General features: G+C 37.7%; 18 protein-coding genes. 7 read left to right on the forward strand and 11 right to left on the reverse strand.

What is annotated here, in order from left to right:
• Positions 1 to 97: 97 nt before the first annotated feature.
• The gene (locus tag H5087_RS03075; protein ID WP_165742538.1) at positions 98 to 1,717 is read left to right on the forward strand and encodes a diacylglycerol kinase family protein; all 1,620 of its coding nucleotides are present in this window, start codon (positions 98 to 100) and stop codon (positions 1,715 to 1,717) included.
• 51 nt (positions 1,718 to 1,768) lie between these two features.
• On the opposite strand, the gene H5087_RS03080 is transcribed toward H5087_RS03075, so the two are convergent.
• Positions 1,769 to 2,077, reverse strand: a complete 309-nt coding sequence (locus tag H5087_RS03080) for a VF530 family DNA-binding protein (RefSeq protein WP_024591820.1) — start codon at positions 2,075 to 2,077, stop codon at positions 1,769 to 1,771.
• A gap of 54 nt (positions 2,078 to 2,131) precedes the next feature.
• Positions 2,132 to 2,434 carry a DUF1496 domain-containing protein gene (locus tag H5087_RS03085; protein WP_182671129.1) on the reverse strand — a complete coding sequence of 101 codons (303 nt, stop codon included), beginning with the start codon at positions 2,432 to 2,434 and terminating at the stop codon, positions 2,132 to 2,134.
• 126 nt (positions 2,435 to 2,560) lie between these two features.
• On the opposite strand from H5087_RS03085, the gene H5087_RS03090 reads away from it, so the two are divergent.
• Entirely contained in the window at positions 2,561 to 2,794 is a 234-nt protein-coding gene (locus H5087_RS03090; RefSeq protein ID WP_007375551.1) for a TIGR02647 family protein, read from the forward strand.
• 11 nt (positions 2,795 to 2,805) lie between these two features.
• Here the strand turns inward: H5087_RS03090 and maiA are convergent, their stop codons facing one another.
• Together maiA and hmgA are read right to left on the reverse strand one after the other, a co-directional pair.
• Positions 2,806 to 3,435 carry a maleylacetoacetate isomerase gene (gene maiA / locus H5087_RS03095; protein WP_182671130.1) on the reverse strand — a complete coding sequence of 210 codons (630 nt, stop codon included), beginning with the start codon at positions 3,433 to 3,435 and terminating at the stop codon, positions 2,806 to 2,808.
• Positions 3,436 to 3,437: 2 nt separating this feature from the next.
• A complete protein-coding gene (gene hmgA / locus H5087_RS03100) occupies positions 3,438 to 4,739 on the reverse strand; it encodes a homogentisate 1,2-dioxygenase (RefSeq protein ID WP_182671131.1) in 1,302 nt (433 codons plus the stop codon).
• Between the two features lie 150 nt (positions 4,740 to 4,889).
• Between hmgA and H5087_RS03105 the strand changes: the two genes are divergently transcribed.
• On the forward strand, positions 4,890 to 5,321 hold the full coding sequence (locus H5087_RS03105) for a MarR family winged helix-turn-helix transcriptional regulator (RefSeq protein WP_182671132.1): 432 nt from the start codon (positions 4,890 to 4,892) through the stop codon (positions 5,319 to 5,321).
• Positions 5,322 to 5,373: 52 nt separating this feature from the next.
• Here the strand turns inward: H5087_RS03105 and H5087_RS03110 are convergent, their stop codons facing one another.
• The 3 genes from H5087_RS03110 to H5087_RS03120 all read right to left on the reverse strand — a co-directional run bounded on the left by H5087_RS03110 (position 5,374) and on the right by H5087_RS03120 (position 12,913).
• Positions 5,374 to 8,496 (reverse strand): TonB-dependent receptor, encoded by a 3,123-nt coding sequence (locus tag H5087_RS03110; protein ID WP_182671133.1) that lies wholly within the window; start codon positions 8,494 to 8,496, stop codon positions 5,374 to 5,376.
• A 336-nt stretch (positions 8,497 to 8,832) separates the two neighbouring features.
• The gene (locus H5087_RS03115; protein WP_182671134.1) at positions 8,833 to 12,015 is read right to left on the reverse strand and encodes a TonB-dependent receptor; all 3,183 of its coding nucleotides are present in this window, start codon (positions 12,013 to 12,015) and stop codon (positions 8,833 to 8,835) included.
• A gap of 43 nt (positions 12,016 to 12,058) precedes the next feature.
• On the reverse strand, positions 12,059 to 12,913 hold the full coding sequence (locus tag H5087_RS03120; protein ID WP_182671135.1) for a S1/P1 nuclease: 855 nt from the start codon (positions 12,911 to 12,913) through the stop codon (positions 12,059 to 12,061).
• Positions 12,914 to 13,164: 251 nt separating this feature from the next.
• Here H5087_RS03120 and H5087_RS03125 point away from each other — a divergent pair, with 251 nt between their 5' ends.
• Together H5087_RS03125 and H5087_RS03130 are read left to right on the forward strand one after the other, a co-directional pair.
• Positions 13,165 to 14,031, forward strand: a complete 867-nt coding sequence (locus H5087_RS03125) for a hypothetical protein (protein WP_182671136.1) — start codon at positions 13,165 to 13,167, stop codon at positions 14,029 to 14,031.
• Positions 14,024 to 14,968, forward strand: coding sequence for a hypothetical protein (locus H5087_RS03130; protein ID WP_182671137.1), 945 nt, complete (start codon positions 14,024 to 14,026; stop codon positions 14,966 to 14,968). Before H5087_RS03125 ends, H5087_RS03130 begins: the two co-directional genes overlap by 8 nt.
• Before the next feature lie 29 nt (positions 14,969 to 14,997).
• On the opposite strand, the gene ushA is transcribed toward H5087_RS03130, so the two are convergent.
• Positions 14,998 to 16,629: a bifunctional UDP-sugar hydrolase/5'-nucleotidase UshA gene (ushA, locus tag H5087_RS03135; RefSeq protein WP_182671138.1), complete on the reverse strand. Its 1,632-nt coding sequence runs from the start codon at positions 16,627 to 16,629 to the stop codon at positions 14,998 to 15,000.
• 87 nt (positions 16,630 to 16,716) lie between these two features.
• Entirely contained in the window at positions 16,717 to 16,902 is a 186-nt protein-coding gene (locus tag H5087_RS03140) for a hypothetical protein (protein ID WP_024594581.1), read from the reverse strand.
• A gap of 250 nt (positions 16,903 to 17,152) precedes the next feature.
• On the opposite strand from H5087_RS03140, the gene H5087_RS03145 reads away from it, so the two are divergent.
• Entirely contained in the window at positions 17,153 to 17,893 is a 741-nt protein-coding gene (locus tag H5087_RS03145) for a peptidylprolyl isomerase (RefSeq protein ID WP_138490388.1), read from the forward strand.
• 67 nt (positions 17,894 to 17,960) lie between these two features.
• Here H5087_RS03145 and H5087_RS03150 read toward each other — a convergent pair whose 3' ends face one another.
• Positions 17,961 to 18,377: an MAPEG family protein gene (locus H5087_RS03150; RefSeq protein ID WP_002959052.1), complete on the reverse strand. Its 417-nt coding sequence runs from the start codon at positions 18,375 to 18,377 to the stop codon at positions 17,961 to 17,963.
• A gap of 239 nt (positions 18,378 to 18,616) precedes the next feature.
• Between H5087_RS03150 and H5087_RS03155 the strand changes: the two genes are divergently transcribed.
• Complete coding sequence (locus tag H5087_RS03155) at positions 18,617 to 21,499, forward strand: insulinase family protein (protein ID WP_182671139.1); 2,883 nt, start codon at positions 18,617 to 18,619, stop codon at positions 21,497 to 21,499.
• A 70-nt stretch (positions 21,500 to 21,569) separates the two neighbouring features.
• Here the strand turns inward: H5087_RS03155 and H5087_RS03160 are convergent, their stop codons facing one another.
• Positions 21,570 to 22,952 carry a Na+/H+ antiporter NhaC family protein gene (locus H5087_RS03160; RefSeq protein ID WP_024604188.1) on the reverse strand — a complete coding sequence of 461 codons (1,383 nt, stop codon included), beginning with the start codon at positions 22,950 to 22,952 and terminating at the stop codon, positions 21,570 to 21,572.
• Positions 22,953 to 23,171: the final 219 nt, after the last annotated feature.

Here is a 23,171-nt window from a genome sequence, read left to right on the forward strand (position 1 = left end):
TTAAATGGCATTTATATGGCGTGATATTTGCAAAAGACTACTTAAAGCCGTTTAAATTAAGATTATAAATCGGCATTATTTTCACAAAGGAGAGACTATGTGGGCTGCAATTAGTTATTCACTATTAGCACTACTGCTTATTTTTATTGGTTGGGAAGTGAACTCTGTTTATTTTGCTATTGTTTTTTATTGGACTGCGCTGTCACTTTTATTAGTGAGTACCGCGTATATTTTTAATACAGCAAAAATATTTAGAAAGCGTGAAAATGGGGTGATCCCATTTTATATACGGTGGGCGTTTGTGCCATTTTTATTCGGTGTGCAAATTTATAACGCCTGGTCACGTAAGCGCGATAAAGTGCCGCCCATTCAACAAATAAACGAAAACCTATTTTTAGCTTGCCGATTATTTCCCTCAGATATAGACACATTAAAAGATAACGGGATTACGGCGATTTTAGATGTTACGTGTGAATTCGACGGACTCGAGTGGAGTTCAACACAAGAGAATATTAATTATTTAAACATTCCGGTGCTCGATCATAGTATTCCTACCCATTCTCAGTTAAATCAGGCTATTAATTGGATTCATCACCATATTAAAGAAGACCATCGCGTAGTCGTTCATTGTGCTTTAGGGCGTGGGCGCTCTGTTTTTGTAATGGCGGCTTATTTACTGAGCCAAAACAAAAATGCAGATGTGCATGAAGTACTTGCACAAATAAAAGAAACCCGCGAAACCGCAAATTTAAATAAGCATCAACTTCGCCATTTAGCTAAGCGACATAAAAAAGGCGAATTACTGATTAAAAACAAAGCCGTTTTAATTGCAAACCCTGTATCTGGTACACGATTATGGGAAGAAAAAGAGCACTTAATTGTTGCGCGGCTATCGGATTATTACGATCTGAAAGTACTCACTACTACAAAAGAAGTTAACGGTATTGAGCTGGCTAAACAGGAAATTGCGCAAAATCCGGATATTATTATCGCATGCGGGGGAGATGGTACGGTGGCCGAAGTTGCAAGCGTACTTGTAAATACACAATGTAAACTAGGCATCATCCCTATGGGGACTGCAAACGCCCTTGCGCATGTATTGATGGGTATTACCTCTAAATTTATTCCTGTTGAACAGGCTTGTGACTTAATTATAGATGGTCAAACAAGCATAATAGATACTGCTTATTGTAATAATGAATTAGTACTACTGCTCGCGGGTATTGGTTTTGAGCAATCAATGATAGAAAAAGCAGATAGAGAGTCGAAAAATAAGTCGGGGCAACTTGCCTATTTAAATGGTTTTTTTGAAGCGTTTGGCGAGCAAAAATCGCAGTTACTTAAAGTAAAACTCGATGATAATGAGCCAAAAGAAATATGTACTAATAGTTTTATTGTAGCCAATGCTGCGCCTTTTACAACGTTATTGGCTCAAGGTGGCGGGCAACCTGATCATAGTGACGGGCTACTCGATATAAATTGGTTAACACCAAATAATGAAGATTCAACCACAGTACTAAGTATTGCAGAGCTGATGTTTAGTAGCTTAACGCAAACACATTTAGCTATAAACTCTCACCATACAAATGCCAAAAGAGTAGAGGTTACAGGCGAAGGAGAGCTTAAGTACGTACTAGATGGTGAAGTTAAAACCGCTCAAAAACTGGTTATTACTATTGAGCCGGCTTCATTAAATGTGATTTGCAAAGAGCAATAAATCGCGCAAGTTATAATCAAAAAAGGAGCTAAATTAGCTCCTTTTTTTACATCACTTTTTAATTGATGGCCAAACAAACCCTGTTGTATCCGGCGCTTGAGAAGATGTTTCTCTTGGTGCACTTTTTGGTCTACGAATAGGCTTATTATTTATAGTGTGAATATAAAGTGCTTCCACTTTATCGCGAGCCCAAGGCGTTTTACGCAAAAACTTTAAACTCGATTTAATGCTGGGTTGATCAGTAAAACATTTAATTTTTACTTGCTCGCCAAGTGTTCTCCAGCCAAGTCGTTGTTCTAACTCAACAAGTATTTGTTCTAATGTTACCCCATGTAGAGGGTTTTTAGGTTGATTATTCATAGCCATACTACTTATTTAAACTGCATGCATTGTAGCTTAAATCAGCTTTTAGCGCTAATTCACAGTGATTGTTTTAGGAGCTGTTGGGTAAATAGCATTACCTTGCTTATCTATTTTAAGCCAAATGAGTTGGCTGTTACTGTGTTGGGGTGTTTTAGCACCACACAAAAGTGTAAAAGAATGAACTTGTATTAATGCGCCTTCGCTATAGCGTTTGTTGTCGTACCAACAGTTAGCTTCTTCATTTACAAACTGGTTTGAATTAATAATTGAATGGGTTTTTAGCGTTGTTGCTTCACTAAGTATTGAATACGATAAGCTGCTAAAACAAAAACATAGAATTAAAAAGTTACGCATTAGAGGCCTTTAAATAGGGAGGGTTAAAAATAATACATTAAGCTAAAAAACGTGCTAGTGTAAAGTACACAAAGTGATTTTAAGTATAAACTTAGTTATTCACAGAACAATAAAAAGGTGCACACAATGCAATTTAATCAAACAATGATCGAAGAATTCACACTATTAGCAAAGTTTCCTCGCGACAGTAAAATGCAGGGTATTAAATTACATTCAGACGCAGAGCCAAGCTTACTTAGCGCAGCGCAACGTTTATTTGAAAAAGGGATTATAGATAGCCCAGATGGCGGATATTTAACTGATCTGGGCTTAGATTTAATTGAGCACGTTACGGTTATTCATAGCGCGCTACAAAGTTAATCTAAATTAGCTTAATTTGCATCGGGTTGATTTTGCGGTGCAGCGTCATTAAATGCAGCTAATTTATTACAATGTTCGTAAATGGCTGCAATTTTTGGATAAGCGCTCATATCTACGTTAAAACGAATTGCATTAAATACTTGCGGCACTAAACAAATGTCAGCAAGTGTTGGTTGGTCACCAAAGCAGTAGCCATTATTTTCGTTTAGCATCAGTTCTATTTTTTCAAAACCGATTTCTATCCAATGTCGATACCATTTATTTTTAGCCTCGTCATCAACACCTAATTCGTTTGATAAATACTTCAGCACGCGTAAATTATTAACAGGATGAATATCGCAAGCAATGGCAAAGCTTAAGTTTCTTATTTGCGACTTTTGCCACGCAGTCCCTGTAATTAATGGCGATTGCGGATAAGTTTCATCTAGCCACTCAAGTATTGCAAGCGATTGTGCTAAAACACCATCATTGGTTTCAAGTGCCGGTAGTAAGCCTTGCGGATTAGTCGCTAAGTATTCTTTCCCAAGCTGCTCCGATTTTAAAAGGTTAACAATAGCAAGTTCATGATCGATTGCTTTTAAGTTAAGCGCTATACGCACTCTATAAGCCGCTGATGAGCGAAAGTAGCTGTATAATTTCATAATTAATCCTGTGAACCTGTAAATTGTTTTTTAATTGTGCGCCAGCAATCGGTGTAATTTGGTTGGCGCTCTTTACCTTCTAATGCATATTTTGTCGGTGAAATTATATAGCGCGACTCAAACATAAAGGCCAATGTGTTTTCATATTTTTGTGGTGTAAGCTCAGCGTTTGAGGCTTTATCAAATACGTCGGCTTCAGGTCCATGTGGCGACATACAATTGTGTAAACTTGCGCCACCAGGTACAAAACCATGCTCTTTTGCATCATACACACCTTCAATTAAGCCCATAAATTCACTCATAATATTGCGGTGATAATACGGCGGGCGAAATGTATTTTCGGCTACCATCCAACGCGGTGGAAATATCACAAAATCGACATTTGCCATACCCTCAGTAGCAGAAGGAGAGGTTAGTACAGTGAATATAGAAGGATCAGGGTGATCAAAGCTCACTGTATTTATTACATTGAAACGCGATAAGTCGTATTTATAGGGCGCACTATTACCCGTCCATGCAACCACATCAAAAGGAGAGTGCTTAATTTCACAGCTAAATAAATTACCGTTAAATTTAGAAACAAGCTCAAAGTCACCTTCTTTATCTTCAAAGGCCGCTACAGGGTATTGAAAGTCTCTGTCGTTGGCATAACCGTTTGCACCAACAGGTCCTCGCTCTGCAAGCTCTAACGCATGGCCATAATTTTCACAAATATAACCACGGGCTGTATTATCAATTAAATCAACAGAGAACTTAATTCCTCTGGGAACTACAGCAATTTCACCTGGTTTAATGCTTAACTTACCGCACTCGGTGTGAATTAATAACTCACCTTGCTGAGGGACAAACAACATTTCGCCATCGGCATTGCAAAAGTAACGCCCTTGCATTGACTGATTAGCGACATATACATGAATGCCAATACCAGATTGCCCATTAGCACTGCCATTAGCAGCCATCGTTACTAACCCATCAATAAAATCAGTAGGCTGTGAAGGCATATCAATAGGATTCCAACGTAGCATTGTTGGTGGTGTTACGGCTTCAGTGATTGGGGCTGTTCTTATTAGGCCGTTATCAATTGCTTGGTAATCACCTTGCACTACAGACGGACGAAGGCGGTAAAACCAAGTGCGACGATTTGAAGCGCGAGGAGCCGTAAATGCAGTCGAACTAAATTGCTCCGTGTATAAATCGTATTTAACTTTTTGTGGGCTAAATTGTCCTATTGGCAGTGCACCGGGTAGCGCTTGTGTTTCAAATTCATTACCAAAACCGGTCATATAACTTAATTGTGTTGCCATTACTGACTCCTGTGAGAGGGGTTGGTTTAATATTATTTTTATTTCAGTTAAGATACTCTCAAGTGAGACTAATATCAAATGTGCAACTACGCATCCGTGTAAATATTAATGAACACCAAAGTAAGCCTTATAAAGCTGGGATAACTAAAAATGAAAATTGATTTAGCAACGTTTTTACCTTATCAATTAACGAATGTAGCAACACGTGTAAGTAATGACTTTGCCGAGGTTTATCAAACTAAATACGGTTTAAATATTCCCCAGTGGCGAATACTTGCTAATTTAGCGCAGTATGGTCAGAGCAACGCAAAGGATTTATGCACGCAAGCAAATATGGACAAGTCGACAGTGTCGCGTGCGGTAAAAGTTTTAATAGATAAAGGTTTAGTGAAAAGTGAGTTAAATGCACAAGACAAACGCGCGGCCTTACTTGTACTGAGTAAAGTAGGTCAAAGCTTATATGAGCAAATAGCACCCGATGCACTTAATTGGGAAAAACAATTACTGAGCACTTTGACCAATGAAGAATACGAAGTGTTAGTGGGTATTTTTGAAAAGTTAAATAACAAATTAAAGGCATAAAAAAGCCCACCAAAGTGGGCTTTTAAATGATGTTTTAGGTTACAGTTCTAAATTAGAAAGTGTAACGAACACCTACACGCATTTGCCAGACAGATGCATCTGATTGCACTGATGTATTTGCATTATTCGCATTAAAGTCAGAGTAAACGTAACGACCCTGATCATCAAGTGATGTTGAAATCATGCTAGCGCCTACGAAAGGACCTTTCTTAAGTACGCCCCAATCGTCGTTTAACAGGTTAGTAAGGTTATCAATTACGAAGAATGCTTCACCTTTGTGACCTTCCATAAAGCCTGGAAGCTCTTGAGTTAACTTAAAGTTAAACTTAACAAACCAATCAGAGTTTTCTGCGTTACGGCTAGTAATTTGACCACGCTCTAAACCATTTGATGCAATAAATTCATTGAATTCATTGATATCAGCAGCACTCATGTTGTAAACAACGTTAGGATCGTTTTCAAGTGGAACATACAATAGCTGGCGGTTACCATTCCAGTTTGCATCGCCCCATACATTTTCGTCACTGCCATCAAATGTGTAGCTGTATGGTAAGCCTTTATATGCTTCACCAAATAGGTTAAAGCGAGTAGCAAACCCATCAACAAACTCATGAGTATAACCAAGAGTCATAGTAAAACGATGTGGAATTTCGTAATCAGATGAAGCAACACCTGGGTTACCTGGATCTGTAAGAGCGATATTACCGTAGTTTGAACCAGCAACAGAGCTTGTCATTGGGTTAACATCATCAGAATCTGTGTATGCATAACCAAAGTTAACGCTCACACCATTATCAAACATCTTGCTAACAGCTAATGAGATAACAGATGAATCACCGCTATCACCGCTAACATTTGTTAGTAAGTATTCGTTTTTACGACCTTCAATTGATTCGTATATAGGACGACCATCAAATGTAGTTTCGCCAGAATCTTGAAGTGCGATGTCACGCATTAATGCAGCATCTTTTTTCTTTGAATATAAGTAATCAAGTGAAATTACATATTCATTTTCTGTTGTATATGTCGCACCAAGTGAGTATTTCCACTCTGATGGAATTTCAAAGTCTGGGTCAACAGCGTTTGCAACTGAATCGCCTGAGCCGATTACAGTGTCAGCTACTGCATCAAATTGAGACTGAGGTACTTCAAATCCTGGAGTACCATTATTTACATTAGGTGTTGCGAACAAGTCGATAGCACCAAACTGGTTTGCACTAATATTAGTAATGCCGTCGTTTGAGTAAGAGTTAGATAACCAAACATTAGGGTTACCGCCTGAGAACAAGCCAACGCCTGCGCGTACTTCAAGTGCATCTGTAGCGTACCATTGGAAGCCTACACGTGGTTGAATTAAATCAATACCATCAAATGTACTTTGGTTACTGTAGCCATAGCGGTCAGTAAAGTTTTGATTTAAGTTAGGTACATCATCACTTGTGTATTTGTCGTAACGTAGACCAAATGTGATGTTTGCATCTAAATCAGTGAATGAATACTCGTCTTGCACGTAAAATGTATGCTGAGCGTACGAAAAGCTTGCTGCTGCATCGTTTGGATCATTTGTAGCAGCTGCATTATTGTAGAAAATTGCACTTGCAATACCGTTTTCAAAATCATCAACATTGTTGAAACGGTATTCACCCTCAGTATGCTGAACGAATAAGTTAAATACATCTAACTCTTCAAACTCGTAACCAGCAGTAATTGTGTGCTGATCTAGGTAGTAAGTACCTGCAACTTTAAATGTAGTTGTATCGTAATCTAAGTCATTTGATTGACGTGAATCATCTGGACCAATATAAACTGTACCACCATCTTCGGTACGAATTTGCATTTCACCAAAGCTGCTTGCTGCATCTAATGATTGTACTGTTGCATCTAGCTCAGACTTACCAATACGAACTTCAGTTGAGAAGTCATCTGACCAATCAGAGTAAACAGATGCAATGATTGAAGTGAATTCTGCACTTTGGTCATAAAAGTGGTTAGATAGTGATACACGGCTAGACCCAGTATCAGACTGTGAAACAGTATTACCATCGTTGTAGTTATAGATTAAGTTTGCACGGTGATCTTCGTTGATGTTCCAATCTAGTTTAACTAAGATTTTTTCATCTTCAACAGGCATACTTGAAGGCATTCCGCCTACATCGTAACCATATACAGTTTGAGCAACGCTTGTGATACGCGAGATATCATCAGCAGTTACACTGCCGCTGCTTAAACCATCGTAGTTAAACTGTTGAACACCTTCAAGTTTTTCATATGAAGTGAATAAAAATAGTTTATCTTCAATTAGTGGAAGACCTACGTTGAAGCCGTAACGTTTTTCAGTATAGTTACCGTTATCAACGTCATCACCTTCAATTTTATCACCCTTGAAAGAGTCACTAGTGTAATCGTAGAAAACAGCGCCATGAACATCATTGCCGCCAGATTTGGTTACAGCGTTGATGTTACACGATGTAAAACCACCGTATTGAACGTCAAACGGTGCAAGTTCAGCTGAAACTTGTTCAATTGAATCAAAAGAGAAAGGGGCGCGAATAGTAGGGTAACCATTTGAGCTTAAGCCGAAGTTATCGTTCATACGAACGCCGTCTAGCGTTAAGCTATTGTAGCGAGGGTTACCACCACCACAGTTAATTGAACCACGGCTATCATCAATTGTGATACGTGGGTCGATACGGATAATGTCTTTTAAATCACGGTTAATAGCTGGTGTATTTTCAAGATCAGTTAGCGTAAATGTAGACGCCGGACCAGTACCACCAGACATAGCGCTAATTGGCGCGCCAGAAACTACAATTTGTTCCATGCTTGATTGTGACTCAAGAGAAACGTTTACTGGATAATCGTTACCAATATTAAGAATAATGTTATTGAATTCTTGGTCTGCATATACATCTGAATCAACAATTACTTTATAAGGACCGCCAACTCGCAGGCCTTTAGCTGTAAAATAACCAGCGTCATTTACTTCAGTTGTTTTTACTGATCCAGAAGGTACGTGTAAAATTGTTACTTTAGTGCCGGCTGCTGGGTTGCCGTTAGGCCCCATTACTTGACCTTTAATTGCAGAGGTCGTTTCGTTAGCCATTGCAGCGCCACTTACACCAACACATGCTGCAATAGCAAGTGAAAGAGCTGTTTTGCGTAATTGAGTTTTCATTTAATTTTCCCGTGTAGTTATTAATTAAATTTTTATATTTTTATTTTAAAATTTTTCAAAATAAACAGTTAAAGTTCATTTATTCAAAATCCGTTACTAGTGTACCTTATTTATTCGTTACAAATAAAATACAACTGCAATATATTTTTAATAAATAGTACTATTTTTGTCTATTTGAGTGTTTTTTTGAGCAATAACTCTATATCGGGGTATATATTACGTGGGCTTTATGACAAACATGTGAAATTGGGGTGTGAAAAACAAAAAACCCATTACAAATTTGCAATGGGTTTTGTTAACAATTAACTTAATGTGTTATTACTTACCTATTAAGGCTTAAAACTTGTAGCTAATACCAACTTTAGCCTGCCAAGCTGATGACGATGAATTGATTTGTGAGTAATTACGCACATCTGCACCGCCAAAGCTGTTGTCTATTTTATATCTGCCTTGGTCATCAAGGCCACCAAAGTCATAAATAGTTTGGTTAGAGTAACCTAAGCGTTTTTCTACACCCCAGTCGCTGTTTAGAAGGTTTGCGAAATTATCAATCATTAGATAAACCTCACCAGTGTGACCTTCAGCAAAGCCTGGTATTTCTTGCTTAATGCTAACGTCCATCGTAGTAACCCAAGGTTGAGTTGCTGTATTTTTACCTAAAATACCACCACGCTGAGATATACCAGCACGCTCTAGTAATGGTTCTAACTCAGCCCAAGTCATACCTGATTCATCCCAGTTTACATTTGGATCATCAGCACCTGTAGGTATATATGGTAAGTAAGCACCATTACTGAAGAAACTACTCGTATCACCCAAATCACTGTCTTTATACATGTTCATTGTATAACTAAATGGACGACCTGAACGACGTTCAAAATACACGTTAAACTTAGTCGCATACCCTTCAAAAAACTCTGTGTTATATGCTAAGTTGATTTTAAAGCTGTGCTCAACTTCGTAAAAACCACGTGCTGCAATATCTTCATTACGATTTACTGTAATATTATGCTTGTAGTTACCTTCCGCTTGAGAAGCTGAACCGGCTGATGACTCGGTAACATCCTGGTGAGCATAGCTTGCCGATACAAACAGGCCATTATCCCACTGTTTAGCAATACCTGTTGAAATAATAATTGAACGTCCATCATCAGATGAATTCGTCATTTCTATGTCAGCGTTATCAGCTAAAGAGCCACTATAAATAGTTTCATTTATGACGCGTTCACCATCAGCTGCAACACCGATTGGGTTAATAGATGTATTATGCCATACCGCCTCATTCTCTTTTTTATGATAAGCAATCTCTGCTTGCCATTTAAAGCCATCACCTAATAGTTCAGAATCAAACTCATATTCAAAACCAATTTGGGTGCGAATGCTTGAAGGCAATTTAAAATCAGGGTCGATATAAGCAACGCTACCAGCACCTTGTTCTAATGAGTTTTTAATTTCATCAGGCACCTGAGTAATATCGGCAGTGTTATTTGCATAGTAGTCGTTAATTACATCGTTAGGAGCAGATACTAATGTAATACCATCGCTTTGGAATGAGTTGTTATACCAAACATTTGGAATACCACCTTGGAAGCGACCAATACCACCGTTAATAGTAAGGGCTTCTGTTACGTAGTATTTAAAGCCAACGCGAGGAAGTATAATGTCTAGACCATCTAGATTTTCTTGGTTAGTAAAGCCATACGTATTCGCAAAATTTTCATTTAGAGTTGGTTTATCATCTGATGATAAACGTTCATAACGAACACCTGCTGTAACTTCTAAATCGTCACCTACATAAAAAGTGTCTTCAATGTAGAGTGCTAGTTGGTTACGTCTTACATCATATGCTGTATCAGCTGAATCATTAGTGTAAGCATTCTGATAAGAGAAATCATAAGAACCAATTTCACGGTTTTCAAAATTTTCTAAGCTATCAAACTTCCACGTGCCAAGAGAGTTTTCAGCAAATAAGTTATATAAACGAAGTGACTCATATTGAGCACCAAAGTTTATTTCATGCTCATCCATTAAATAGGTAGCATCGAGTGTGAAAGTTAAATTTTGCGTTTCAGAGCGGTTAGCATGACGATATTGATCTGTACCAAAGTTGTAAGAAGGGCCATTTCGACCATCTTCATCAACTGAAATACTACCTAGGTTTGAGCGAGTTGCGCTATCAGAGGTAACATCTTTATATGACACACCAATTTCAGTAGAAAAATCTTCAGTCCAATCAGAGTAAAGCTTTGTTGAAAAGTTATTGAACTTCGTTACGTAGGCGTAGGTGTTCGATGTTAGTACAATATTATCGCCACCGGTGCTAGTGTTACGCTCATCTTGATCGTCTTGCCATTGGTAAGTAAAATCTAAACGATGGTCATCACTTGCGTTCCAGCTTAGCTTAACTAACAGGTTTTTATTTGTATCTTCTGGCGCACCTGCTAATGAATCAGTCAAGCCATATTCATTATTTAAAATAGAAATGAAACGGTTATAGTTAGCTTCTGAAGTATTAAATTCGTTGGCTGCACCAGAGCCGTCAAAGCCGTAATCAAGATCTAATTCGCTTGACCATTCTGAATAGTTAACGAAATAAAACAGTTCGTCTTTAACAATTGCGCCACCAACGTTAAAACCAAATCTTTCTTCAGTTTTAATCGGCTCTACTTTATTTGTAGAATAAGTTTTATGACCTAGCTCATCAAGGTCATCTTCTTGAACAATGCTATCGACATCACCAGCTATCTCTGGAGTAGAGATCTCATAAAAACCAGAGAACTTAAACTCATTTGTACCAGATTTTGTTACTGCATTAATAGTACCGCCACCAAAGTTACCTTTAGAAGCTGAGAAAGGAGATACATCAACAGAAACTTGTTCAATAGCATCAAGTGCTACAGGAGGCTGAGAAGTAGGGTAGCCACCAAAGTTCAAGCCAAAGTCATCATTTTGACCAATACCGTCAACAGTTAAACCGTTGGTACGGGGGTTACTACCTGCAAACGTTAGCTCGCCATTACCATTAATACTGGCAAGTGGGTTTAAGCGCGCAATATCTTTAATGTCGCGGTTAAAGCTTGGCATATTTTCAATAGTATCAGAACCAAATGAGCTGCTTGAGCCACCAGATTGCTGAACGATTTTATAACCAGACACTTCAATCTTTTCGATGTTTAACGGAGCAAGCTGCGAGCTTAAACGGTAAGTTTCACCAAGGTTCAAGTAGATATTTTCAACAGTGGTATCGTTAAACGTATCAGAATCAATGATAACCATGTAAGGACCACCTACACGTAAGCCATTAGCGATAAACGTACCACTTTCGTTTGTAGTTAGCTCGCTAATAGTTCCCGTTGGTTGGTGAACTACTTTAATTTTAACGTTTGCAGCACTGCCACCTGAAGGCGTTGTAATTTTACCACGCATTGCAGATGAAGTATCAGCAGCCATTGCGCTTGTAGAAACACCTAGAGCTAAAATTACCGCTCCAGTTAATTTCGAAAGGCGAAGCTTAGTCATAATGTTGATTTCCCGTGTGTAGGTTATATAAATTTAATACTGTTTATTTGTCAGTCGTCATTTTTAGTGCCGTTTCTAACTCTTTTGCAGAAGGGTCAAATAAGGCGTTCAATAGTCCAGCTAGTCGAATACCCGCTTGTTGTAGGCGTGTTTTAACAATTGGAGTGTTGTTATAAATGTAGCTGTACCCAACTTCGTCGTTGGTGTACTTATAAATTTTTGTTGCTAAATTGTGTGATTCTTCAACCCAAGTTTTAGGTGAGCTTTGTAAATACTCAGCAATTAACTCGCTGTTATTTGTATCAATAAATTGAGCGTATTCAGTAAACGACAAGTTCTCGTTCTCAACTAACTTTGTATCCCAAAGGCTGTGAAGATTTGTTTCTTCGTTAAAAAATGAAACCTTAATACGGTTACCACCTCTGTCTTCACCTCGACCGGCATGAAATGGCTGATGGCTATCGCCTACTAAATGCACTAAAAAACGCAAACTGAACTGCTTAGCATCTAAGGTGCTATTTTTATCAGTGAGTGTTTGCATGGAATAGTGAATGCCTTCTAGGATATTACTTACAGATTCTTTGTTTTTAGTGTGATCGTGATTGAAGCTGAAAGATTTTCCTGGTGCTGCATTAATATAATGCCAACGAGATGATTGCTTTTGCCAAAAGTCGCCAGGAGCAGAGCGCATTTCATCAGGCCACGTTGATATTTGCGCAAGTGACTCACCATCTAAATAAGGTTTAATTGCTGCTTTAGTTGTTTCGCTTATATGAGATTGTGCAATCTGCCCTACAATACGGTGGCCATTTTGACCCCAAGCGTGTGAGTTAGTGCTTGTGAATATCGCACTAATCAAAAGCGCAGAAGATATCGAGTACTTTATATTGTTATGCATTAAAACTTCCTAAATGAATATTTCATGGGGTTGCTATAAGCTAATGCGGTCAATTGTCCTCATTTTTAATGTTGATAGGAAGGACTTATTAAAATTCATAGTTTCTTATTAAATTACTTTTAAAATCAGTATCTTATATTTAACAGGTAAAATTACTTGTTGTAATGGGTAAGCGAAATTGTTCAAATACACTATATCGTCTATTTTTGGGTGGCATTGCTTTGAATTATAAAAATATTGTGTTGCACAAAATGTTAATTGTTACATTTTTGTTTCTATTATTGGTCGTTACGTGGGTTTGCGGTCAAGTTAGTGTATACAATGATGATTTACATTTTCCGGTTATGATCGAAACCTCAACAGAGTGTCAAACAACTGCTACAAGTAATAAAGGCCAATTAATTGTTTTTACACAATCAAAAAAAATAGCCAAATTATTAACACAAAAGTTATGCTCTGATAACGTAGTAGCTAAGCAATATGGCTCTGTAAAAGGGTATTGGGGGTATAGAACGGCAGACAGCTTTGAGTTTGTGGGTAAAGGAATTGCTGACTTAATTTTGGCTAAAAACAATATTATGGCAGCCTTTAAAGCAGAGTCGACATATAACTACCAGCCCGTTGTTGGTTTTTCTGACTACACGGCTTTTTTTATATCTTCTAAAGAAAAACCTCGAGTCACTAAACAATATTTTTTAGATAAACGCATAGGTTTGCTTGATTATCCTACCAGCCGATCAGGGCATATTTTACCAAAGCAAATGTTTAAAGAACTGGATATAAATTTAGCTAATTTGAAAATCACTTATGCTAGTTCTCATAACGAATTACGCGATTTACTCGCCGACGGAAAAGTAGATATTATTGCTTCGTTTTGGAAAGAGAGTGACGAAAAACGTTTTTCAAAAAACTATATTACGCCTTTGAGTAATAATATTACTGGAACAAGATGGTATTTAAAAATGCAGCAAAACAATACTGATTTATTATGTGCAGTACAGGCAAATTTGCTTGATATGTCTAAAGATCAAAGTTTGCATTATTATCAAAATGCACAATCGTTTTGGAGTTGCGGTACTAGCTCAGTAAACTTAAAAGAGGAAGTTAGTGATGAGTAAATATAAACAACTACTTGTTTTACTATGCTTATTTTTAACTTTATCTTCTGTGTTTTATATTTCTGTAATTCAAAAAAGCCAGCAAGTGACTAAACAAAAAATAACGCAGATAGAAAGGCAAATAGCACTCGACTTACCCTTACTTGATTTATCAAATGAGCTGCTAAAGCATTCAGGGAATAAAGATGCGGTTAATAGCTACATTAAAACCTTAAACAGCTACATTAATTCGAATGATCTTAAAGTTGTTACTATTGCACCAAAAGGCGAAATACTAGCACCTGTAAACTTACACCAAATAACACGTAGTTTGAGCACTAATAACGGACCTGTATTAGTTGTATTTAACGTTCAGCAAACCCACTTTACAGTGAGCCATCTTATTTACTATTTTATATTTTTAGTATTAAGTGTGTTGATTAGTTTTTGGGTAAAGTTTGCGTTTATCAGACAAAGCAATAAGCAGTCTAATAATGCACAGCATCAATCAATTACAGAGCCTACGCCGCTGATACTTATAGTTGATCTTAACGATAAAACACTATCAAGTAGTTGTAATGCAGAGCAAAAAGTGGGTTTAGCCAATAAGCCATTATGCTTTTATTTAGCACTTGTAGAGTATTGTACAAATAACGATGATGTAGCGCTTAGCCATAACAAAGATGTACCAGAGGAGCTTCTAGAGCTCGCTAACAAGTATTTTTATAGGTTGGTCGAACTTGGTCATACAGTTAGAAAAAGGCCTAACTTTAATAATAGCCTAGAAAAAACGTTGAGCGAAATACGTGCGGCATTAGATGAGGTACTTAGCGAGTGTCCTGAAGAAAAAGAGCTATATTATCCACCTAAAGCTTTTGGAGAAGGCTCTCGTTCTCGTTTGCATAGTTATGGGCTGGCAAATATTAAAAAAGGTAATATTGAAATAAAAGGAAAGTAACTAAATTACTTTCCTTTTATTCTTAGAGGTTATTTAGGGGTAAATTCAGCCGCTTTGAGAGGGCTATTTTTTGAAATAAAGTCTTGAAGTGCTTTATCATCTGTTTCGTCTGTACTTACAAAGCCTTTTTTATTTGTAAGTGCAGGATAACCATCACCGCCTGATGCGTTATAGCTATTTAGACTCATTCTGTATGTTTTATTTTTATCAAGCGGTTCGCCATTGATCAAAACATTAACCAACTGATTATTTTTACGCTCAAACGATATTTTATGGTATTGCAAATAAGCACCAGCATCCGGTGGGAAGCTCGTTACTGTATTTAAGTAATCCCATAAATCACTGCCTTGCCAATCCATATAAGTAATGCGGTTTTTAAAAGGATGTACTTTTAAAATATCTTTATAGCTTACTTTACCAGCCTCTATTGAGCTGCGAATACCACCGCCACTTATTAATCCAAAGTCTGCATTTACTACATCCATTTGAGCTTGAATAATTACACGTGCAAGGTTTGTTTGTTGGTAACGAACTTTGTTTCTGTCACCTTCTAAGCGAGCATCTACTTCACCAATGGTACCTTCAATTTGTTTAGCGCCTTTAGCTTGGTATACCGCTAAATAAGATTCAAGTTTAGGGTCTGGTTTAATGTACTCGTTTGCTAATACTGCTTTAGTAGAGCCATCAGCTTGAACTTTATCTACATACAAATTAACAGGCATAAGTTTGTAGTCTAATAACGTTAATTTTCCGTTTTCAAGCTTAAACTCAGCTTTACCAACATACTTACCCCATTCATGGGCTTGCATAATGTAAGTACCGTTTTGCTGGTCTGGTTTACAGGCAAGGCCAGGTTTAAAGTTATCGTCATTTACATTTGTATCACTCATACACACAGGTTCTTGTGAGTGACCGCCAATGATCATATCAAGTGTGTTTGCTGGAAGTGAGCGAGCAAGTGTTACATCACCTGGTGCATTAATGCCAAAGCTAGCATCAACATAATGACCCATATGAGTCAGCGCAATGGTAATGTCAGGGTTATACTTAGCTTTTATTTCTTTAGCTAGTTTTGCGGTAACGTCAACAGGGTCTTTAAACTCTAAGTGGCCAATATACTGAGGATTACCAATTTTAGCTGTGTCTGTTGTTGTTAATCCAATAACAGCAATAGTTAAGCCATTTTTTTTGAATATTTTATAGCTATCAAACGCATGTTCGCCTGATTCTTTTTCAAATATATTGGCTGATAGAAAAGGAAAGTTCACCCATTTTTGTTGTTGCTTCAATACATCAATAGGGTTATCGAATTCGTGATTACCTAATGCCATTGCATCATAACCAATCAGCGACATACCTTTAAAGTCAGGTTCTGCTTTTTGTAAATCTGACTCAGGAATACCGGTATTAATGTCACCACCAGAGAGAAGTAAAACGGCATGACCTTGCTTTTGGGCATCATTACGTAAAGAGTCAATTAACGTTTTGCGAGCGGCCATACCGTATTCGCCTTTTTCGTTTTGCCAAAAACGGCCGTGATTATCATTAGTATGAAGAACAGTTAAATATTCAGTAGGAGTAATGTTAGAGGTTGATTCAGGAGCAGGAGATGTACATCCAAGTACACTAAAAATAATCGAAAATAAAATAATTATACGCATAAAATACCTATGGATTAAGGTCTACTTAATTTATCAAGCGGGTAGTTTAAACTAGTTTTATGCTAAAAAAACGTACTTATTGACATTTTATTTAGAAGGTACAGTTAATCGATTTGTGGCGGCACTTTCGCGACGCTTTAACTCTGCATCCGCATATTCCCGCTTAGTATGGTTTATACCTACCATCCACGTTAAAAAGCTCGCCGGTAGTTTTGTGTATGGTTCACCTTTGTGTAAACCAAAGTCGCAAATTGTTTGTTTAGTATGTGGCATTGTTAGATCCTGTTGTTTGTGTTTTTTTAAGGTAACAAATAAGTGACCACACTTTTAAGATGATTTAATTTTAAATAGTTAGATTTATATAGCAAAAAAGAATATAAATAATGACATATGTAATTAATTTGTTATCAACACGGTCTTAATTGTATCAACTCACACTTTAGAATCGATTTTAGTCGCCGATGGCATTAATGTGTTAACGCTTTAACTAATTATTTAAAAAATATAACAACAGGAATAAAACATGAAAAAACTTTTACTTGGCTCAGCACTTGCTGCAGCAAGTTTTACAAGCACCGCTACTATAGTTGAAATGAACACGAGCCAAGGTGTCATAGAAATTAACCTGTTTGATCAACAAACCCCCAAAACAGTCGCAAATTTTTTAAGTTACGTTCAAGACGATTCATATAACGAAACAGTAATTCACCGCTCTGTTAGTAACTTTGTTATTCAAGGTGGTGGATTTACATTTTCTGATTCGCTAGATGCGATTACTACAAAGCCTGCTGTAGAAAATGAGCCCGTTTTTTCTAATGTTAAGGGTACCATTGCGATGGCTAAATTATCGGGTGATGCTAATAGCGCAACAAGTCAGTGGTTTTTTAATATTACAGACAATAGTGCAGCACTTGATACGCAAAATGGTGGCTTTACTGTGTTTGGACAAATTACTGCAGCAAGCCAATCAACTTTAGATAAAATTGCAGCGTTAGTACACTGTGGTGAAACACCCGTGGTTGATATTACTGCTGAGCAATGTGCAAGTACTGATGTAACAATTAGTAGTGCTAACTTAGTGACTATTCAAAATGTGGCGGTAATGGATGATGATCCTAATTCAGCAGCAGGCCTTACTGTCACTGAAAATACGTTAATTGATTCTGACACATCAACAGGTTCTAGTAGCAGTTCTGGCGGCGGGTTAATTTGGCTTTTAGGTGCTTTTTTACTTGCGGTACCTCGTTTAAAACGTGCTAAATAATTAAAATTAACGGTAATGTGGATGGCCTAAACCAGCCGTCCACATTACTATTATTAAACTTTGCTGTTTAAAATAGTACTCGCCAAACCATTGCTAGCCAAATTGAAAACACACAAATACAACCCAGTAAAAACACTTTAAAGCGTGCGCGTACGTTATTTTCACCTAAATGAATAACACTGTGCACAATACGTGTTGCTACAAATAAACAGGCCAGTATTGCCACAAGTGTACTGGCGCTATTTAGTTGCAGTGCAAGTAAACACCCCGCGTAAAAAAGCACAGGTATTTCAAACTGATTTGAAAAGTTTCTATCTGCCACCCTAATAGTGTCGCCAGCCTTATCTAATTGCATTGTTTTAAAATCACTTAAATCTAGTTGTTTGTTTTTAGCTGCGGCAAAGCGCCTTTTACCCATAATGAGCATGACAACCAGTGAAAGCGTAACTTGTGCAAACATGGCAAGTATGATGATTTTTTCCATTGTTTTTCCTTATTATTATTTAGAATTTGCGTATTTTTTGATATTGAAAGATTTTTAATCTCGCAAGGTTGGCAGACTCCCAACTAATATCCGATTATGAAGACATTTTTCACAATGTGTTACACAAAATAGCGTTATTTTGTAGAAAGTTATTAATTGAAAATGTTAGTTTAGCTTAACTATATTGCTTTGAATTGGCGCACGCTATTTTGCGCAATACTTTTTAATGGAAAACAAAAATGAAAAAGATTATTGGTTTTAGTGCTATCGCACTTGCAGTTTTAAGTGGTTGTTCAAATACGGCTTCGGTTTCAGTGGCGCCTCAGGCCTCTTTACTATCAGATACGTTAGTCGTTAGTCCTAACGATAACCGTGAATATAAAACACTTAAGCTGGCAAACGACATTGAAGTTATTTTAGTGTCAGATCCAGGTGCTGAAAAATCAGCAGCGGCGCTCAGCGTTGGTGTTGGTTTACTGCACGATCCAATGTCGCAACAAGGTATGGCGCATTATTTAGAGCACATGCTGTTTTTAGGCACAGATCGCTACCCAGACACAAAAGGGTATTCTGATTTTATGACCAAAAATGGTGGCGCGCACAATGCTTACACGTGGCTCGATATTACTAATTACATGTTTAAAATTAATAACGACGCGTTTGATGAAGGGCTAGACCGTTTTGCTGACTTTTTCAAAGCGCCTAAGTTATACCCAGAATACACAGACAAAGAAAAAAATGCAGTAAACGCAGAGTGGTCAATGCGCCGCGAAATGGACTTTTTTGGACAATTTAAACTCGCGCGTAAAATGATGGGCGATCACCCAGCTAATCGCTTTTTAATTGGTAACCTAGAAACCCTTGGTGATAAAGAAAACAGTTCACTTCATAAAGAAACGGTTGATTTTTATAATAAATACTACTCTTCAAATATTATGAAAGTTGCGCTTATTTCTAATTTACCTATTGCTGAAATGGAGCAAAAAGCGCAAAAATACTTTGCTGACATAAAAAATAAAAATATCGAAAAACCAACAGTGACTGCAAAACTTGATTTTGATAACGCTGGCGGAAAACGCGTGTTTTATGCACCAAATGAAGATGTAAAACAGCTGCAACTTGATTTCACCATTGCTAATAATAATAGCGAATTTGCACTTAAACCAAACCGATTTGTAGCGTATTTACTAAGTAATGAAATGCAGGGCAGCCCAGCGCAACTTCTTCGTGATAAAGGATGGGTGTCTCAGCTTTCAGCTTCAGCTGCACCAAATCAATATGGCAACTATGGTTCGTTAAATGTAAATGTAGAGCTTACAGATGAAGGCATGAAAAATCGTGACGAAATAGTTGCGACTATTATGCAGTACATCGATTTAATTAAAAAAGAAGGCGTTGATAGCAAGTACTTCAACGAAATTCGTACTTCCCTTAATAACCAGTTTAAGTTTTTAGAAAAAGGTGATGAGTTTAATTATGTAAGCTCGCTTACGCAAAGCATGCAAGACTATCCGTTAAATCACGCTATTAATGCACCTTATTATTATGCAAAGTTTGACGCTGACGCTGTAAACAATGTACTTGAGCAGTTAAATGCCGACACCCTTCGTATTTGGTATGTATCGCAGCAAGAAGAGACAGACTCACAACTACACTTTTACGACGGTAAATACCGCATCAGTGACATTAGCGATGATGAAATTGCCAGCTGGAAAAAACCAAGCGAATTTAAGTTAGCACTACCAACAGTAAACAATTTATTGCCTGAAAATTTTGCAATAAAAACGCAAGCATTTAAAGAGCAAAAACACCCAGAACTTGCTTACGATAAAAATGGTGTAAAAGTATGGCGCCAAGCAAGTCAAAAATTTGCAGAGCAGCCAAAAGGGCTTGTTGAAGTTTATATAAATACTCAACCAGGTTTGAACGATATCAAAGCAGAAGTCCTTTATTCTGTTTGGGCTGATTTATATAATATTCAACAAAGTCAGTTAAGTACCGAAGCAGCAATCGCCGGTATGAGCGTAAGTTTAGCACCGAGTAATGGTCTTGTTTTATCTATGAGTGGTTTTACCGATAAGCAAGATGTATTGCTTAAACAAGCTTTAACCGGATTAAAAGCCGATGAAACAGCACAAGCATTTAGCCAAGCGGTAGATCGCTTTAAGCGTAATTTACTAAACCAGCAAAAGCAGTTTCCGTATGCACAAGCATTTGGCGAGTATTCAAAACTAACGCGTACAGGTGGCTTTGATACAGATGCGCTTATTAAAGCCGCTGACTCACTGAGTGTTGCCGACTTAGCACAATTAAAATCAGCTACGTTTGCACAAAACGATTTACGTGTATTTAGTTACGGTAACTACGATCAGCAAGATATAGACGCGATTGCAGACGAATTAAGTGCAACATTACCAAGTAATCATAAGCGCAGTGAATTTGCACGAAGCAAAGCGTGGTTGCCACAACCGGGCGAAACGCTGGTATTACAAAAAGATATCGATGTAGCCGATGTAGCGGTGGTCGATATGACCGTTCACCCTGTTGCGGGTTACAAACAAAAAGCAGAAGCAGCTGTATTACAAAGCCACTTTAGAACAGTTGCGTTTGATAAAATGCGTACTGAGGAGCAACTTGCATACGCAGTAGGTGCGTTAGCTCGCCCAATTGAAGATTACTCAGCAATTGGTTTGTATATTCAAACACCGGTTAAAGGACCAAAAGAAATACAAGCTCGTTTTGATAAATTTAAAAAAGAGTACGCAGTTGAACTTGATAACATGAGCGAAGAGACTTTTGAGCAGCTGAAAAACTCTACCCTTGTATCACTTAAAGAGCAGCCTAAAAACTTAAGTGACGAAATGAGCCCACTTATAAACGATTGGTACCGTGAAAACTTTACCTTTAATTCTAAGCAAAAGCTGATTGATGAAGTTGAAAAAGTAACGCTTGCAGATATAAAAGACTACTATAAGCAAACAATGCTTAACCCTAATGCTGCACGTTTAAATGTGCAATTACGCGGGACTAAGTTTATAGAAAGTGACTTTGCCGATTTACCAAATCAAACTAAAATCACAACGCTTGATGCCTATTACAATGGTATTAAACTACAAAAATAAGCTTTATTTATACAGCTAAAAATAAACCCCAATGTATTACTACATTGGGGTTTTTATTTATTCAGCTAATTTAAGCCATTATTAAAAAGCCTATAACAGCTAATGCCGCAGCAATTAGCGTGTAAGGCAATTGTGTAACGGCATGGCTCATTAAATTACAGCCAGAACCTTGCGCTGCGAGTACGGTTGAATCTGAGTAAAAACACGCTTGGCTACCAAAAGAGGAAGCCGATAATAGCGCCCCAATGACCAGTGGTATGTTTGCATCAACCGCATTAGCCAGTGGCATAACAATGGGAATTGATACAGCAAAAATACCCCAGCTAGACCCCGTTGCAAACGCTAAAATAGCCATTGAAATAAATACCACGGCTGGTAAGTATGCAGCGGTCATATAAGGGCTTAAGCTGCCAATAACAAACTGAGGCAAACCAATTAAGTCGCATACATCTTTAAATATAAACGCAGCTATAACAGTACCAATCGCGGGGATCATACTTTTAAAGCCATCAAGCATGCGCTCAATCATTTCACTTACACTCATTAATTTTTGTAGAGCATAAAAGGGGAGAGTGACCGCCATTGTTGCTAATAAGCCTTTGTATACGTCTATTTCAAAGTAAACAGTAAATGCAACCAGTAAAATAATCGGCACCAAAAAGTTACGTAATTTACCTTTAGGATCAGCATCTTCAAAGTTCTCTTCTACGGCTTTTACCGCATATTCATCCGCTGTTTGAACGTCATTGTATTGAGCAGGGTCGACTTGAGCTTGCTCAATTTGTGCCATTTGCTCTGCTTTTTTCATTGGACCAATCGCAGGAATAATACCCAGCACAACAAGTAAAACAACAAGCACTGCAAACCACGCATAAAACATATACGGTATGGCTTGGATATAAACTGCAATCCCTTTGCCTTCTTCAGCAATACCGTTATCTACAAGTAAGCCACCAAAAAAAACCGCCCAGGTAGATAAAGGGACAAGTACACAAATTGGTGCAGCAGTAGAGTCTACAACATAGGCAAGCATTTCACGGCTCACTTTAAATTTATCGGTAATGCGTTTCATGGTTTCACCCACGGTAAGCGCATTTAAGTAGTCATCAATAAAAATAACTACACCCAAACAAAAGGTCATAAACAAAGATGAGCGTTTACCTTTAGTGTATTTAAGGGCTAACTTGCCAAAAGCCGATGCGCCACCTGTGCGCACTAATAGCGCGATTAAAGCACCAAAGCCACCACATACAAGTATTAGCCAGCCGATGGTTTCGTCTGTCATCACTTTTAGCGATGTACTCGCAAAGTTAGTAAGTACTTGTGCAGGATCGGCGATAACTAAACCAACTAAAGCACCAATAAGTAAAGATAAAATAGGGCGGCGTAATACAACAGCCAATACAACTACCACCAACGGTGGTAGTAAACTTAACGCAGAAGGTTCAAGCATTTAAGTATTCACAAAATTAAAAGCATGTATAAAAATTAAAATAGTATTAATTTTTAAACTGCTTATACAAAACAAAGAAGATGATAAGTTTGTTGTAAAATCATCTTCCAAGTCACTGCTTTTGTACGCGAGGGAGGGACACATAAACAGTTATGTTAAATAGCGGCTTAAGTGAAACGCGTTGGCTTTGGCGCCAGACGGTGCAAGGAGTGCAAACCG

The organism is Pseudoalteromonas sp. SR43-7 (assembly GCF_014163785.1).
Taxonomy (GTDB): domain Bacteria; phylum Pseudomonadota; class Gammaproteobacteria; order Enterobacterales; family Alteromonadaceae; genus Pseudoalteromonas; species Pseudoalteromonas distincta.

Excerpts from the sequence above, each read along its gene's own strand:
- H5087_RS03075 (WP_165742538.1), top strand. The coding sequence starts at position 98 with ATGTGGGCTGCAATTAGTTATTCACTATTAGCACTACTGCTTATTTTT.
- H5087_RS03080 (WP_024591820.1), bottom strand. The coding sequence starts at position 2,077 with ATGAATAATCAACCTAAAAACCCTCTACATGGGGTAACATTAGAACAA.
- H5087_RS03085 (WP_182671129.1), bottom strand. The coding sequence starts at position 2,434 with ATGCGTAACTTTTTAATTCTATGTTTTTGTTTTAGCAGCTTATCGTAT.
- H5087_RS03090 (WP_007375551.1), top strand. The coding sequence starts at position 2,561 with ATGCAATTTAATCAAACAATGATCGAAGAATTCACACTATTAGCAAAG.
- maiA (WP_182671130.1), bottom strand. The coding sequence starts at position 3,435 with ATGAAATTATACAGCTACTTTCGCTCATCAGCGGCTTATAGAGTGCGT.
- hmgA (WP_182671131.1), bottom strand. The coding sequence starts at position 4,739 with ATGGCAACACAATTAAGTTATATGACCGGTTTTGGTAATGAATTTGAA.
- H5087_RS03105 (WP_182671132.1), top strand. The coding sequence starts at position 4,890 with ATGAAAATTGATTTAGCAACGTTTTTACCTTATCAATTAACGAATGTA.
- H5087_RS03110 (WP_182671133.1), bottom strand. The coding sequence starts at position 8,496 with ATGAAAACTCAATTACGCAAAACAGCTCTTTCACTTGCTATTGCAGCA.
- H5087_RS03115 (WP_182671134.1), bottom strand. The coding sequence starts at position 12,015 with ATGACTAAGCTTCGCCTTTCGAAATTAACTGGAGCGGTAATTTTAGCT.
- H5087_RS03120 (WP_182671135.1), bottom strand. The coding sequence starts at position 12,913 with ATGCATAACAATATAAAGTACTCGATATCTTCTGCGCTTTTGATTAGT.
- H5087_RS03125 (WP_182671136.1), top strand. The coding sequence starts at position 13,165 with ATGTTAATTGTTACATTTTTGTTTCTATTATTGGTCGTTACGTGGGTT.
- H5087_RS03130 (WP_182671137.1), top strand. The coding sequence starts at position 14,024 with ATGAGTAAATATAAACAACTACTTGTTTTACTATGCTTATTTTTAACT.
- ushA (WP_182671138.1), bottom strand. The coding sequence starts at position 16,629 with ATGCGTATAATTATTTTATTTTCGATTATTTTTAGTGTACTTGGATGT.
- H5087_RS03140 (WP_024594581.1), bottom strand. The coding sequence starts at position 16,902 with ATGCCACATACTAAACAAACAATTTGCGACTTTGGTTTACACAAAGGT.
- H5087_RS03145 (WP_138490388.1), top strand. The coding sequence starts at position 17,153 with ATGAAAAAACTTTTACTTGGCTCAGCACTTGCTGCAGCAAGTTTTACA.
- H5087_RS03150 (WP_002959052.1), bottom strand. The coding sequence starts at position 18,377 with ATGGAAAAAATCATCATACTTGCCATGTTTGCACAAGTTACGCTTTCA.
- H5087_RS03155 (WP_182671139.1), top strand. The coding sequence starts at position 18,617 with ATGAAAAAGATTATTGGTTTTAGTGCTATCGCACTTGCAGTTTTAAGT.
- H5087_RS03160 (WP_024604188.1), bottom strand. The coding sequence starts at position 22,952 with ATGCTTGAACCTTCTGCGTTAAGTTTACTACCACCGTTGGTGGTAGTT.